This is a genomic window from Pseudomonas cerasi (genome assembly GCF_027983475.1).
Classification (GTDB): domain Bacteria; phylum Pseudomonadota; class Gammaproteobacteria; order Pseudomonadales; family Pseudomonadaceae; genus Aquipseudomonas; species Aquipseudomonas cerasi.
Genome location: NZ_JAQJVM010000002.1, coordinates 872,893 through 887,217, shown reverse-complemented (window position 1 = coordinate 887,217; position 14,325 = coordinate 872,893). Strand labels below are relative to the sequence as shown.

11 protein-coding genes and 1 riboswitch are annotated in these 14,325 nt (G+C 62.1%); of the genes, 2 read left to right on the top strand and 9 right to left on the bottom strand.

The features are described from left to right. Positions 1-28: 28 nt before the first annotated feature. The 7 genes from atzF to PI739_RS13050 form a co-directional block, all read right to left on the bottom strand. Complete coding sequence (atzF, locus tag PI739_RS13080; protein WP_054082096.1) at positions 29-1,846, bottom strand: allophanate hydrolase; 1,818 nt, start codon at positions 1,844-1,846, stop codon at positions 29-31. Positions 1,847-1,881: 35 nt separating this feature from the next. Beyond that, positions 1,882-5,691, bottom strand: coding sequence for an urea carboxylase (locus PI739_RS13075; RefSeq protein ID WP_271351942.1), 3,810 nt, complete (start codon positions 5,689-5,691; stop codon positions 1,882-1,884). A gap of 109 nt (positions 5,692-5,800) precedes the next feature. Beyond that, entirely contained in the window at positions 5,801-6,418 is a 618-nt protein-coding gene (locus PI739_RS13070) for an urea amidolyase associated protein UAAP2 (RefSeq protein WP_002554928.1), read from the bottom strand. A gap of 11 nt (positions 6,419-6,429) precedes the next feature. Further along, positions 6,430-7,155, bottom strand: coding sequence for an urea amidolyase associated protein UAAP1 (locus tag PI739_RS13065; RefSeq protein ID WP_003363757.1), 726 nt, complete (start codon positions 7,153-7,155; stop codon positions 6,430-6,432). Then, entirely contained in the window at positions 7,152-7,934 is a 783-nt protein-coding gene (locus tag PI739_RS13060) for an ABC transporter ATP-binding protein (RefSeq protein WP_003431337.1), read from the bottom strand. The genes PI739_RS13065 and PI739_RS13060 overlap by 4 nt, the downstream gene beginning before the upstream one ends. Continuing rightward, complete coding sequence (locus PI739_RS13055; protein WP_044308874.1) at positions 7,931-8,746, bottom strand: ABC transporter permease; 816 nt, start codon at positions 8,744-8,746, stop codon at positions 7,931-7,933. Before PI739_RS13055 ends, PI739_RS13060 begins: the two co-directional genes overlap by 4 nt. A 27-nt stretch (positions 8,747-8,773) precedes the next feature. Further along, positions 8,774-9,841 carry a putative urea ABC transporter substrate-binding protein gene (locus tag PI739_RS13050; RefSeq protein ID WP_054082097.1) on the bottom strand — a complete coding sequence of 356 codons (1,068 nt, stop codon included), beginning with the start codon at positions 9,839-9,841 and terminating at the stop codon, positions 8,774-8,776. A 63-nt stretch (positions 9,842-9,904) separates the two neighbouring features. Then, positions 9,905-10,007, bottom strand: a riboswitch (guanidine-I (ykkC/yxkD leader). A 478-nt stretch (positions 10,008-10,485) separates the two neighbouring features. Here PI739_RS13050 and PI739_RS13045 point away from each other — a divergent pair. Continuing rightward, positions 10,486-10,872: a hypothetical protein gene (locus tag PI739_RS13045; RefSeq protein ID WP_161632673.1), complete on the top strand. Its 387-nt coding sequence runs from the start codon at positions 10,486-10,488 to the stop codon at positions 10,870-10,872. Positions 10,873-11,066: 194 nt separating this feature from the next. Beyond that, positions 11,067-11,759 (top strand): uracil-DNA glycosylase, encoded by a 693-nt coding sequence (ung, locus tag PI739_RS13040; protein WP_003405314.1) that lies wholly within the window; start codon positions 11,067-11,069, stop codon positions 11,757-11,759. 24 nt (positions 11,760-11,783) lie between these two features. Here ung and PI739_RS13035 read toward each other — a convergent pair whose 3' ends face one another. Both PI739_RS13035 and PI739_RS13030 read right to left on the bottom strand, forming a co-directional pair. Next, positions 11,784-12,818, bottom strand: coding sequence for an AbrB family transcriptional regulator (locus PI739_RS13035; protein WP_003431330.1), 1,035 nt, complete (start codon positions 12,816-12,818; stop codon positions 11,784-11,786). Beyond that, positions 12,811-14,325 carry a tripartite tricarboxylate transporter permease gene (locus PI739_RS13030; RefSeq protein WP_054082099.1) on the bottom strand — a complete coding sequence of 505 codons (1,515 nt, stop codon included), beginning with the start codon at positions 14,323-14,325 and terminating at the stop codon, positions 12,811-12,813. Before PI739_RS13030 ends, PI739_RS13035 begins: the two co-directional genes overlap by 8 nt.

Here is a 14,325-nt window from a genome sequence, read left to right as displayed (position 1 = left end):
GGCACGTCTGCGCATGCCGCCTTTATGCTTAATGCTGTTGCTGCACGTGCGCGCGCCAGCCACCGAGAGGGCTGATGTCGCGGGCACCCTCCAGACCATAGGCTTCGCAGATGAAACCGGTCTCCCAGCGACCGTCGGCCAATTGCACTTTGCCCAGCCCGAGCGGTGCCGGAATGCCGGTCAGAAACGACCCCAACTCGATACTTGGCAACTCCCAGACCTCCACGTCGATGGCTACGCCATGTTCGGCCACCCGCACCATGCCAGGCCGGAAGGGCGGACCACCGGCCAGCGCATACAACCGATAGTCGGCCGAGCTTTGCGTGGTTTCCAGCAGGCGGGCCCCGCGTTGCCTGAGCTGCCAGTTCAAGGCCAGCCCGTCCAGATGGGCACCGCAGACCACCAGCCGCGCCATATCGTTGCGCGCAGTGGTCTGCGGCACAGTCAGCCGAGGTGATTCGCCGCCAATCAAGGGCAGGGCGGTTTGCCGCTGCAAGGCGTCGGCCAGACTGAGCAGGTACTGATCGGTGAATGCCCGTCCGAACAACGTCACGCCCCACGGCAGACCGTTGCCCATGAAAGCGCTGGGCACGGCGACGGCGGCGTAATCGAGCAGGTTGACGAAGTTCGTGTAGTAACCCAGCTCCGAATTGCGCAACACCGGCTCGGCCGCCAGCTCTGCCAATGTCACCGGGCGGCCGATGCTTGGCGTCACCACGCACTCCAGCCTTTCAAGTGCCCGATCGCACGCTGCCTTGAGCACTTGCAGGCGGTATTGCGCGCGAAACGTATCGACTCCACTGACCTGGGGAGCCTTGGCCAGCACGTCGCGGATCACCGGCAATACCGCGTCAGGGTGTTCTTCCATTAACTGCCCGGCGACGCTGTAGCGTTCGGCCACCCACGGCCCCTCGTACAACAACCGCGCCGCTTCGAGAAACGGTGACAGGTCCACCGTGACCGCTTCGCCACCCAGCGCGGTAAGGTGGTCGATGGCAGCGTTGAACAGCCTCGGCCCTTCGGTACAGCCGAAGAACTGCAGGTCCTCGGCGCGGGGTACTCCGAAGCGAAACGGGCGAGGTGCGCCAAAAGCCGAGGCGTCGTTCCACAGCGGGTTGCGACGACTGTACTCGTCGCGCGGATCAAATGTGGCGATCAGCGCCAATAGCTCGCTGGCTTCCCGTGCTGTGGCGGTGAAGGTCGAGACACAATCCTGCGTGCGGCATGCGGGCACCACGCCTGCCGTGGAAATCAGCCCCTTGCTGGCTTTCATCCCCACCAGGTTGTTCAGGGCCGCAGGCACCCGGCCCGAGCCCGCCGTATCGGTGCCCAGCGAGAAACTGCTGACGCCCAGTGCCACGGCCAGCGACGAGCCGGCGCTCGAGCCGCCGGACGGGTACTCGTTCAACACGCTGTTGGGACAGGCACCATAGGGCGAGCGGCTGCCGTTCAAGCCCGTGGCGAACTGGTCCAGATTGGTCTTGCCCATGGGCACTGCGCCCAGCGCGATCAGTTGCGTGACGACGCTTGCCGAGTGTTCGGGTGTGTAGGCATAGTCCGGGCAGGCCGCGGTGGTTGGAATGGCCGCCAGATCAATATTGTCCTTGATCGCGAAGGGCACGCCGAACAGCGGCAGGTCTCTGGGATCACGATCGTCCAACGCGGCCAGGTAAGGCTCGAGTTCAGCTGCGCTGAGCAGGTGGATGAACAGGTGATAATCGCTGTTCAGCCGTGCGGCCTTTTCGCGCAGCGCCAGGATCAGCTGGCGCGGTGATATCCGGCCGGACTGGTAGGCCGCGCGGACGGTGTCCAGGCGCAGGTCATTGGGCAGTGTTGTGTTGTTCATGACGGGATTCCCTCGAAAGTAAAAAGTCGGTCGATTCAGTCTGCGGCCAGCACCACGACCCGTTGCCCTGCGCGTACTGCCGAGCCGGGTTGCACCCTGACGTCCTGCACCACGCCGGCGATCGGGGCGAGCAGGGGGATTTCCATTTTCATCGACTCCAGAATCACCAGCACATCGCCCGCTTCCACGCGGTCGCCCGGTTGCACCTGGACTTGCCAGAGATTGCCGGCGATGTGGCTGTCGACGCCTTGCTGGCCTTTTTGCAGAGGCTGTTCTTCAGTGTTCGACGCCACGCCTTCATCGCTCTCAAAATCGGCCTGCCCGTTGGCGATCCAGCGTTCGCGCTCGGCGTTGAAGGCGGCGTTTTGCTGGGCGCGGAATGCCGTAATACCTTCGGCTTCGCGGCTCAGAAAGGCCTGGTAGTCAGCCAGATTCAGGGTGCTGTGTTCGATGTTCAGGGCGAAGCGACCCAGCGGGAAGTCGCGGCGGATACGTAACAGTTCGTCGGCGCTGACCGGGTAGAAACGGATCTGATCGAAGAAGCGCAACAGCCATGGTTTGCCCTCGAAGGCGGCGACGTCGCGATAGCGATTCCACATCTGCAGCGTGCGGCCGACGAACTGATAACCGCCGGGGCCTTCCATGCCGTACACGCACATGTAGGCGCCGCCGATGCCCACCGAATTCTCGGCGGTCCAGGTGCGTGCCGGGTTGTACTTGGTAGTGACCAGCCGGTGCCGCGGATCCAGTGGCGTGGCCACCGGTGCGCCGAGGTACACATCGCCCAGCCCCATGACCAGATAACTGGCGTCGAACACCGTGCGCTGTACTTCATCGAGGTTGGGCAGATCATTGATGCGGCGGATGAACTCCAGGTTGCTCGGGCACCAGGGGGCGTCCTTGCGCACGGTGGTCATATATTTTTCGATGGCCAGTTGGCAGGCCGGGTCATCCCAGGACAGTGGCAGATGGACGATGCGCGAGGCCACTTGCAGGTCTTTCGCGGCGCACACGGCATCCCATTCTCCGGCGACGATGTCGAGCAGTTGCCGAAGCGGCAGTTGCTCGGGGCGGTAATGGACTTGCAGTGAGCGAATGCCCGGCGTCAGATCGATCACCCCCGCCAGCGCCTTGGCCTCCAGCGCAAGCATCAAGGCATGGCCGCGCAGACGCAGCACCAGATCCAGCTCCGGCGCCCCGATTTCCAGGAGCAGATGGGTATCGCCGGACAGGCGCGCAACCAGGCGTTTATCGTCCTGACCGATGTCGAGAATGATCGGGGAGGGCAGATCCTCTATGCGGACAAGTTCGCTCCTACGGGAGTTTGCGATGCCTTGTGGGAGCGAGCTTGCTCGCGAAGAGGTCGGTACAGCCGATGTATTTTCTGGGGCAGGAATATAGCCTTCGCGAGCAAGCTCGCTCTCACGGGAGTTTGCGGTGCTCTGTGGGAGCGAGCTTGCTCGCGAAGAGGTCGGTACAGTCGATGGGTTTTCTGCGTCTGGAATATAGCCTTCGCGAGCAAGCTCGCTCCCACGGGTGTTTTTCCAGTGAGATGTTGAGTTCATCGCTGCATGACACGCCTCGACACTCACCGGATGAAACCGGACCTTGTCGCCAGCCTTCAATTGCCCTAGCTGCCACAGGTCCGCTTCGATGATGGTCACCGGGCATACGAATCCGCCCAGGCTGGGTCCATCCGGGCCCAGGATTACCGGCATGTCGCCGGTGAAATCCACCGCGCCGATCGCATAGGGGTTGTCGTGAATGTTGGACGGGTGCAACCCCGCCTCGCCACCATCTGCACGCACCCATTCGGGTTTGGGGCCGATCAGACGTACGCCGGTGCGGCTGGAGTTGAAATGCACTTCCCAGTCGGTCGCAAAAAACCTCTCGATGTATGCTTCGGTGAAGTATTCCGGGGCCGCATGCGGGCCGTAAATGACCCTCATCCGGCGGATATCTGTCAGCGCTTCAAGGGCTTCATCGGCAATCCGTTGTCCCGCACTGCGTTCCACCAGAGGCGCGAGGTGCAGCACATCGCCGGCCCTCAGCGCGCGGCCTCCGTGACCTCCGAACTGGCCGAGGGTAAAGGTACTTTTGCTGCCCAGATAATCCGGCACGTCGAGCCCACCGCGCACGCACAGATAGCTGCGTACACCGGCACCTGCGATGGTGCCCAGCGACAACGTCGACCCGGCGTGCACCAGAAGCGCGGTATTCATGGCACAGGATTGGCCATCGACGGTGATCGGGATATGCGCACCGGTCACTGCGACCACCGCATCGGTGTTGAAGCGCAGTAGCGGCCCACTCATGGTGATTTCCAGCGCAGCGCATCCTTCGGGGTTACCCAGCAGGCCATTGCCCTGGCGCAACGCGCGGCTGTCCATCGGACCGGATGGCGGTACGCCGACCGCCCAGTAGCCCAGTCGTCCCGGATAATCCTGAACGCTGGTCTGCGTGCCGCCGCTCAACACCTCGAAGGTGTCAGCGTGATACACCAGATCTTCCAGACAGCGGGTCCACGGCTGGCCACTGGCGAACGGCGCATCGGCAATGATCTGGCGCAGATAGTCGCGATTGGTTTCCACACCGTACAGACGCGTTTCGTTCAGAGCGTCGATCAGTCCGGCGCTGGCGTCCTCGCGGGTCGGTGCCCAACGGATCAGCTTGGCGATCATCGGGTCGAAGTACGGCGGTATCTCGCAGCCGGCCTCGACCCAAGTGTCGATACGTAGCGTTCGGCCATCGGCAGGCGGGAAATCAGCCGCAGTCAGCAAGCCAGGGCAGGGCTGAAAGTCACGCCCCGGATCTTCCGCGTACAGCCGCGCCTGAATCGCATGGCCAACCGGTTTCAGGCCGGCCTGCAACTGATCCAGCGGCGGTAGATCACCGGCAGCCAGTTGCACCATCCAGCTGACCAGATCCACGCCCCAGACCTGCTCGGTGACGCCGTGCTCGACCTGCAGGCGTGTGTTCACTTCCAGAAAATAGAAGCGCTGATCGTCACTGTCGAAGACGAACTCGACCGTCCCGGCGCTGCGATAATTGACTGCCCTGGCGAGTTTGACAGCCGCTGCGCAGAGTTCTGCGGCCATGCCGTGCGGCAGGTTCGGGGCCGGGGTTTCTTCCAGTACTTTCTGATTGCGCCGCTGTACCGAGCAGTCGCGAACGCCGAGCGCCAGCACCTCGCCCTGGCCGTCACCGAACACCTGTACTTCCAGATGGCGCGCGCGCTGGATGTATTTCTCGATGAACACACCCGCGTCGCTGAAATTGTTCTGGCCAAGGCGCTTCACCGCCTCGAACGAGTCGGCCAGTTCTTCAGCGCTGCGGCACACTCGCATGCCGATCCCGCCACCGCCTGCAGTGCTCTTGAGCATGACCGGATAGCCGATGGTACGGGCCGCCGCGATGGCTGATTCAAGGCTGTCGAGCAGTTCGGTGCCTTCCAGCATGGGCACGCCATGCTGTCTGGCCAGTGCGCGAGCAGTGTGCTTGAGGCCGAATACGCGCAGTTGCTCGGGCGTTGGCCCGACGAAGGCGATACCGGCGTCTTCGCAGGCTTGAGCGAACGCGGCGTTTTCGGAGAGGAACCCGTAGCCGGGATGAATGGCTTTGGCGCCGCTGGCTTTGGCAATGGCGAGGATCTTGTCCACCGCCAGATAGGTTCCGGCTGCGCCACCTTCGCCCAGGCTGTGGGCTTCGTCGGCCTGCATCAGGTGCAGGCTGGCAGCGTCGGCTTCGGAATACACCGCCACGCCCTTGACCTGCAAGGTACGCAGGGTCCGCAGGATGCGGCAGGCAATGGCGCCACGGTTGGCGATCAGCAGTTTGTCGAACATGGCATAACCCCGGAAACCCAGTCGCGCTCGGTTTCGTGATGGGAAGCGGGCCGTCCCGCTATTGATCAATCTACGCAACGGTCGTCCGTTGCTGAGGGCAGGTGCCGGGTCAGTCGCGAATCAACAGCTGCGCAGGCGTCGGGTTGTAGCCATTGCAGGGGTTGTTGAGCTGCGGACAGTTGGAAATCAGCACGATCACGTCCATTTCAGCGCGCAGCTCGACGTATTTGCCGGGCGCGGAAATACCGTCTTCGAAGGTCAGGCCGCCTTCGGCTGTCACCGGTACGTTCATGAAAAAATTGATGTTCGGACCGATGTCGGCCTTGCTCAGGCGGCCGTCATGCACACAGGCGCGCAGGTAGTTGTCGCGGCAGCTGTGCATGTAGCGCTTTTCCAGGGCGTAGCGCACGGTGTTGCTCTCTTGCGCGCACGCGCCACCGAGTGTGTCGTGGCGACCGCAGGTGTCATCGACAATGGTCAGCATCGGCTGGCCGAGGTTGGAAAACAGCACGCTGCCGGTGGTCAGGTACACGCTGTTCTGGCGGCGCAGGGTGCGCTGCACATCGTAGCGCTCACGCGGGTTGCTCAGGCTGAAAAACAGCGTGTCGACGGCCTGGTTGCCTTGCAGATCGAGGATGCGCACGGTCTGCCCGGCCTTGACTTCGGCCAGGAACGGCTCGCCTGCCGGTATGGTTGCGTCGCAGCAAAGGTGAGTGTGTGAATTCATGACAGGGCTCCTCAGGCGAACAGGCGGTCGGTGTTGATGAAGCCGCGCTCGTTTTCCGGGCGCGATGTACGGCAGTGCTCGGCAACGCTGGCGTCGGCCTTCATCCAGCTGAGCTTGAGCGGTTGCGGGGCATATTCCGGGTTGGGGTCCATCGGGTGTTGCAGCGCGGTCAGTACCACCAGCGTGTCCATTGGTGCGTAGAGTTCGATGTAGTCACCGGCCTTGGAGTTGTTCGGCGCGAAGTGCAGGGTTCCTGTCTCGTCGACATCGACACGGCTGAACAGGTTGAGGGTCATCAACAGGTCGGACAGCCCCAGCCCCCATTTGCCCAGCTCGACCAGCAGGTTGTCGACGCCGTTTCGAAAGAAGCCGTTGCGCAATTCCTGATAACGGCCCTGGCCGTATTTTTCAGCGACTTCCTGCGCATTGAGCACGCCGCCGATGCTGTCGCTCCAGCCGCAGGTGTCAGTGACGATGGCCGCCAGCACTCGGCCCATGTCCGAATACAGGCAATGACCGTTGCTCAGGCGAGCGGTGTGCTGGCATTTGAGGCTGTCGGGCAGGTTCAGCCGCTCGGTTTTTTCGTGGGCGTTGAGCAGGGTCAGGCTGACGTTGGCGTTGCCGTGCAGGTCGGTCAGGCGCAGCAATTCACCGCGCTTGAGGACGAACGAACGATGGCCGCCACCGGGCAGCAGTTCTTCGGCGAAAACCGGATAAAGCGTGGTTGAGTCAGTCATTGAACGGGCTCCTCTGAAACGTTGAGCAGCGAATCGATGGCGGCGCGCTCGGCGCGGCGTTCGCTGTTGAGGGGGATGTCGTAAGTGATGCGCGCGCCATAGGCTCCGGGCGCGTGCGGGTCGTGGCGCACCTTGTCGAATACCAGCAGGCGGGTGCCGAGGTTGAAGCCTTCGGACAGGTCGTGAGTGACCATGAACACGGTCAGTTTGGTTTCGCGCCACAGGTCCAGCAGCAGGTGATGCATGTCCTTGCGGATACCAGGGTCGAGCGCGCCGAACGGCTCGTCCAGCAGCAGGACGCGGGGTTTCATGATCAGCGCCTGGGCAATCGCCAGTCGCTGTTGCATGCCGCCGGACAATTGCGTCGGGTACTTGTCCAGCGCATGCCCCAGGCCGACCTTGCCGAGCAACTGTGCGGCGTGCTCGCGCGCCTCGTTTTTTGCCTGGCCGAACAGACGGCCGAGCCAGGGCGAGCGGGGCAGCTCCAGACCCAGTGCCACGTTGTCGAGCACCGACAGGTGCGGGAATACCGAATAGCGCTGAAACACCACGCCTCGGCTGGCATCCGGCTCATTGCGCAGCGCCGTCCCGTCCAGCGTGATCAGACCGCGACTGGGGGTTTCCTGACCCAGCAACAGACGCAGAAAGGTCGATTTGCCGCAGCCCGACGCACCGACCAGCGTGCAGAACTCGCCTTCAGCCACGTCCAGGTTGAGGCCCTCGAGCACCACCTGGTCGGCATATTGCTGCCAGACATTGCGCACACTGATAAAGCTCATGCCCGCGCTCCTTCGTACCAGGGAAAGGCACGTCGGGTCAGGGCCTTCAGACCCCAGTCCATCAGCCAGGCGAGCAGGGTGATCCACACCACATAGGGCAGAATCACGTCCATCGCCAGATAGCGCCGCACCAGGAAGATCCGGTAGCCCAGACCGTCAGTCGAGGCAATCGCCTCGGCGGCGATCAGGAACAGCCACGCCGAACCCAGCACCAGGCGCAAAGCGATCAACAGGCGTGGCAGCAATTGCGGCAGGATCACCCGCAGGATCAGTGTCCAGGTCGAGGCGCCGAGGGTTTGCGCCTTGATCAGCAGTTCGACCGGGATTTCACGGGCGCGCTGTTCCAGATCACGGGCCAGAATCGGTGTGATACCGATCACGATCAGCATCACCTTCGACAACTCGCCAAGGCCGAACACGATGAACAGAATCGGCAGAATGGCCAGCGGCGGCACCATCGACAGTACCGTCAGCAAGGGCGACAGCGTTGCGCCGCACAAAGGGAGGATGCCCGCTGCGATGCCCAGACACAGACCCAACAGCGCGCTGATCCCCAGGCCGATGGCCAGGCGTTGCAGGCTCGATGCGCTGTCCTGCCACAGCAGGTAGTCACCGCTGCGCGGGTCGGCAACGAACGCCATGCGCTTGACCGCATCGGCCATCTGTACCGCGCTGGGCAGCAGTTTGTCGCTGGGGTTTTCCGCAAGCCGGGTGGCCGAGCCCATGAAATAGGCGAACAGCAACAGGGCGAACGGCAGGATCACCAGTATCAGGCGACCGGCACGATCCGGATGGCGGTTTATCAAACGCATGGCAATGACCTTTCTACTGAACGTGATTTACAGCTTGCCGTCGACGGCCATCTGCACGTAGCTGGGGTCAAAGTGCAGCTTGAGATTGCCCTTGTCGCCGAGCATCACGCCATTGGCGAACGACATGCCGACGGCATCGGCATCGCGTGCGCCTTCGCCGAGCAAACCATGGGCGAACGAGAAGTCAGCCACCTTGCGCTGGGTGTCCGGCAGCTGTTTGCTGGTCGCGAACTCAAGGGCTTCCTTGGGCGTGGCAAACAGCTTGGTGGTGTCCAGTTGCGCCTGGAAGCCGGCCAGATCGGTCCCCGATGCCTTGGCCATGTGTTCCAGCGCAGCCTTGCTCTGAGCGTTTTTGGCGTTCATCAGCGCGACCACTTCAAACCAGGCGCCAGTCAGGGCCTTGCCCAGGGCCGGGTTGTCTTTCAAGGTCTGAGTGTTGACGACCATCATGTCCATGATCTCGCCAGGAATCTGGCCGGAGTTGAACACTTCGGTTACGCCGGGCCTGGCCTTGATGTCCGAAAGCATCGGGTTCCAGGTGGTGACCGCCTGTACATCGTCAGTATTGAAGGCTGCCGAGATATCGGCATCCGAGGTATTGACCACCTTGAGGTCTTTTTCACTGAGCTTGACGCTGTCCAGCGCTCGGGCCAGCAGGTAGTGGGAGACCGACAGTTCGACCAGATTGACGTCCATGCCTTTCAGATCGGCGACTTTCTTGCCTTCGCCCTTGAGCACGATGCCGTCATTGCCATTGGAGAAGTCGCTGACGATCAGTGCCGTGCTTTCCACGCCACCTGCGGCCGGGATGGTCAGGGCGTCCATGTTGGTCATGGTGCAGCCATCGAACTGGCCGGCGGTGTACTGATTGATGGATTCGACGTAGTCGTTGAGCTGGGTGACATCGATCTTGATGCCGTACTTTTTCGCCCACTTGTCGACGATGCCCTGGCTACCTGCGTATTCCCACGGCATCCAGCCTGCGTAGATGGTCCAGCAGACGTTGAAGTGATCTTTCTGGGCGGCATTCGCCGAGAGGCTCAACGCAGCAAGCAGGCCTGCCGTCAGCAGGCCGAAGAGACGAGACTTTTGCATGTTGAGAAATCTCCAGTAGTGAAAAAAGGCGGCCAGGAGCAACGTGACACCACTGGTGTCCCTGTCTCCCGGGCTTTTGTCCCGCCGTGTAACCTCTACTGGAGGTCGCCAACTCTCGGACCAGCCACTTGCCTGGCGGCAAGCCGGAACCCTAGTCGGCTATTGCAAATTGTGGTGCCGCGAACCTGTGTTGACTCCTGCACACCCATCATCAAGCGAGAGTTGTGCCAACTTGTGCCGCGCCTTGTTTTTCAAGGGCCGGGCGAGTCGTCTTCGGTCATCTGTCGCAGGAGTCGCCTTGTGCTGGTGCGAGGGCGCACCGTGATGAGGCAAAGGTAGGTGAAATGTTTTGTAGCATCTTTGTAGAACATTGAAATACGCCTGCAGGCCTTGGTTGCAGAGCCTTTGCGAGACAGTGACGGGCCATTCATAGCCAGGCCTCGACGCTGCCCTAAGGCACTAGAGTGCCTTTTCGATGTCAGATAATTCGTCCGCCAACCGCTTTGACGGACGCCGACCAGCGTCGCTGGATTGGCCCAATCGCGGTCCAGGAGGCCGCCATGTATCGAAGACCCTTGCTTATCACGTTGCTGACCCTTTTCCTTTCCGGTTGCTACGCAGGTCCCGGTTACTACGAATCCGATGTGTACACGCAGCCGACTGTCGTTGGCGGCGCCTACGCTTATGACAATGGCTACCGCTCTACCTACTACCAGGAGCGACGCATCTACGTGGCGCCTCAACCGCGCTATTACACCCAGCCTCGCTACTACGCCCCGGCACCCCGTTATTACGCGCCACCGCCCCCGCCGCGCTACTACCAGCCGGGACGTCCACCGGGTTATGGCTGGAGAAACGATGGCTTTGGCCGCAATGACGGCTTTCGCGGCAATGGTGGCTTCGGCCGCAACGACGGCTTCCGCGGCGATCGAGGTAACCGTGGCTGGGATGACCACGGTGGGCGTGGCGGACGGGATGGCCGTGATCATGGAAGAGGTGGGCGCGGCGACGGTCGTGGTGGGCATCGATAGCTGAAGTCTGCGTGCTCACTGTCATGCCAACGCAGCAAACTGACTGCTGTGAACTGACCAGCGTGCCGATGCCCCGCGTCGGCACGCTCTTCTTTAGGCTCTGCGTCCGATCTTGAGGGCGCATGTCGCAACCGGCATTGACTTTGCGGCCCGGCTTTCCTAGTGTCCGCGCATTGTTTTTACCGGATGTAACCATGACTAGCGACGACCGCATCAAGCTTGAGCCCAGCTGGAAAAACGCCCTGCGTGACGAATTCGAACAACCCTACATGGCTCAATTGCGCGAGTTTCTGCGTCAGGAGCACGCGGCCGGCAAGGAAATCTATCCGCCCGGGCCACTGATCTTCAATGCGTTGAACTCCACGCCGCTGGATAACGTGAAAGTGGTCATCCTTGGCCAGGACCCGTATCACGGACCGAATCAGGCGCATGGCCTGTGCTTCTCGGTGCAGCCGGGTGTGCCGACGCCGCCATCGCTGGTCAACATCTACAAAGAGCTGAAACGCGACCTGAACATCGATATTCCGAACCACGGTTGCCTGCAATCCTGGGCTGATCAGGGCGTTTTGTTGCTGAATACCACCCTCACTGTCGAGCGCGCCAACGCGGCTTCCCATGCAGGAAAAGGCTGGCAGCACTTCACCGACCGGATCATTCAAGTGGTCAGCGAGCACCAGCCGCATCTGGTGTTCCTGCTGTGGGGCGCTCATGCGCAGAGCAAGCAGAAACTGGTCGATGCGACCAAGCATCTGGTGCTGACCTCCGTCCATCCGTCGCCGTTGTCAGCCTACAAAGGCTTCCTGGGCAATGGACACTTCGGACGGGCCAACAAGTACCTTGAGCAAAACGGCATCGCGCCGATCGACTGGCGCTTGCCTGCGCTTTGATTTGAGAGGATTCCAGCGCCCTGTTCAGTCAGCGAGCCGTTTGCTCCAGCGCCGGTACAACGGCTCGGCGAGAAACAGCACGAACAGCAGGCGCATGACCTGCATGGCCGTGACCAGCGGCACCGACAGTTGCAGCACTTCGGCGGTCAGGCTCATCTCTGCGATGCCGCCGGGCATCATGCCTAGCGTCAGCGAACGCAGGTCCAGATGGGTGAGGGCGCTCAGCGCCAGTGCCGCCAGTGCAGCGATCAGCATGGTCAGGGCAGTGCCCAGCAGCGTGCGCGCGAGGAACGATGGCGCACGCCGAAAGAACTCCCGATTGAAATGACAGCCCAGCCCGCTGCCGATCAGCAACTGACCGAGCTGACTGGCACCGTTGGGCAGGCCGATTTTCAAATCCCAGACCACGCTCGCCACGGCACTGAGCAACAGCGGGCCGAACAGCCAGGGATTGGGCTGTTTGAGGCGTTGCCACAGCCAGGCCAGCGCAGCCCCGAGCGGCAGCAGAACGGCCAGCCAGCGCCAGTCCACGATGCTGGCATGCAAGGCGGGAGCGCCATCACCCAGCAGGTATTTGAAGATCGCCGGCACGCACAGTACTACGGCAAGTACCCGCAGACTTTGCGCGGCAGCGACACTGCTCAGCGTTGCACCGTTACGTGCGCCGAGGTTGACCATCTCCCCGGAACCGCCCGGCATGCTGGAGAAGAACGCGGTAGGGCGATCCTCTCCGGTACGCAGCATCAGCCACACGCCGACCAGGCAAGACAGACTGGTGACCAGGGCTCCGATGAAAATCAGCCCGAAATGCGCCAGTACCTGTTCGATGACCACCGGCGTGAAGTGCAGGCCGATGCCAATCCCGATGATCAACTGACCGAATTTGCGACCGCCGGGAATCTGCGCCAGTTGCCAGGGTGTCAGGCAGCGCACCAGGATGATTGCCAGCAACGATCCCACCATCCATGGCAACGGCCAGCCGACCTGGCTGGCGAGGTAGCCGCCCAGCAGGCCGACCAGCGGCGTTGCCCACCATTGGCGCAGAGACGAATCAGCCATGCGCCACAGCGGCCTGCTGTCTGGCGCGCTTGCGCCAGATGCGCAGCAGCGGGAACAGCAGCATGAACACGGTCACCACCCAGACCCCGAGAGTGATCGGGCTGGACCAGAGGATCCCCAGTTCGCCGTTGGAGATCGACAGGGCGCGACGCAGGTTCTGCTCCATCAGACCGCCAAGGATGAACCCGAGCAGGATCGGCGACAGCGGGAAGTCCAGCTTGCGCAGGATGTAGCCGAAGATACCGATACCGACCATCAGGAACAGGTCGAACGTGGTGGCGTGCACCGCATACACACCGATGCCGGTGATGATCGCAATCACCGGGACCAGTGCCCAGTTAGGTACGGCAAGGATGCGCGTAAAAAGGCGAATCATCGGGATGTTGAGGATCACCAGCATGATGTTGGCGATGAACAACGACGCGATAAGGCCCCAGACGATGTCCGGCTGCTGTTGAAACAGCATCGGGCCAGGCGTGATGTTGTAAAGCGACAAGGCGCCGATCATTACCGCCGTGGTGCCTGAACCCGGCACGCCCAGCGTCAGCATCGGCACCAGGGCGCCGCAGGCCGTTGCGCCGATGGCCGTCTCGGGTGCGGCCAGGCCACGCATGTCGCCCTGGCCGAACTTGCCGCTGGCGCCGGCGATGCGTTTTTCCGTCATGTAAGCGACCGCGCTGGCCAGCGTCGCACCGGCGCCAGGCAATACGCCAAGGATGAACCCCAGCAGACCGCAGCGAATGTTCACCACGAACACGGCAGCGGCTTCCTTGACGTTGAACATCATGCGCCCGGTGGCCTTGACGGCCTCCTGACCGCGATGGGTCTTCTCCAGCAGCAAAAGGATTTCGCTGATCGAAAACAGGCCCAGCACCAGCACCACGAACTGAATGCCATCGGTGAGGTGAATATTGTCGCCCGTGAAACGGTATACCCCGCTGTTGGCATCGATACCTACTGCAGACAGGAACAGCCCGATCAGCGCGGCAATGAACGTCTTCAACGGCCGGTCACCGGCCATCCCGCCCAGACAGACGATCGCGAAGACCATCAGCACGAAGTATTCCGCCGGGCCGAAGGCAATCGCCCATTTGGCGAGCAGGGGCGCGAACAGCACCATGCCGCAGGTGGCGATGAACGCGCCGATGAACGAACTCCATGCCGACAGCGACAGTGCAACGCCAGCCAGGCCCTGGCGGGCCATCGGGTAGCCGTCCAGGGTGGTCATCACGGTGGACGCTTCACCCGGGATATTCAGCAGGATCGAGCTGATACGCCCGCCGTATTCGCAGCCCAGGTAGACGGCTGCCAGCAGAATCAGCGCCGATTCGGGCGGCAGGCCCAGTGCGAAAGCGATAGGGATCAGCAGCGCCACACCGTTGATCGGTCCAAGCCCCGGCAGCAGGCCGACGACAGTACCGATCAATGTTCCACACAGCGCTGTGATCAGGTTGTAAGGCGTCAGGGCGACACCGAAGCCCTGGCCCAGATAACCGAAAGTATCCAT

Excerpts from the sequence above, each read along its gene's own strand:
- atzF (WP_054082096.1), bottom strand. The coding sequence starts at position 1,846 with ATGAACAACACAACACTGCCCAATGACCTGCGCCTGGACACCGTCCGC.
- PI739_RS13075 (WP_271351942.1), bottom strand. The coding sequence starts at position 5,691 with ATGTTCGACAAACTGCTGATCGCCAACCGTGGCGCCATTGCCTGCCGC.
- PI739_RS13070 (WP_002554928.1), bottom strand. The coding sequence starts at position 6,418 with ATGAATTCACACACTCACCTTTGCTGCGACGCAACCATACCGGCAGGC.
- PI739_RS13065 (WP_003363757.1), bottom strand. The coding sequence starts at position 7,155 with ATGACTGACTCAACCACGCTTTATCCGGTTTTCGCCGAAGAACTGCTG.
- PI739_RS13060 (WP_003431337.1), bottom strand. The coding sequence starts at position 7,934 with ATGAGCTTTATCAGTGTGCGCAATGTCTGGCAGCAATATGCCGACCAG.
- PI739_RS13055 (WP_044308874.1), bottom strand. The coding sequence starts at position 8,746 with ATGCGTTTGATAAACCGCCATCCGGATCGTGCCGGTCGCCTGATACTG.
- PI739_RS13050 (WP_054082097.1), bottom strand. The coding sequence starts at position 9,841 with ATGCAAAAGTCTCGTCTCTTCGGCCTGCTGACGGCAGGCCTGCTTGCT.
- ung (WP_003405314.1), top strand. The coding sequence starts at position 11,067 with ATGACTAGCGACGACCGCATCAAGCTTGAGCCCAGCTGGAAAAACGCC.
- PI739_RS13035 (WP_003431330.1), bottom strand. The coding sequence starts at position 12,818 with ATGGCTGATTCGTCTCTGCGCCAATGGTGGGCAACGCCGCTGGTCGGC.
- PI739_RS13030 (WP_054082099.1), bottom strand. The coding sequence starts at position 14,325 with ATGGATACTTTCGGTTATCTGGGCCAGGGCTTCGGTGTCGCCCTGACG.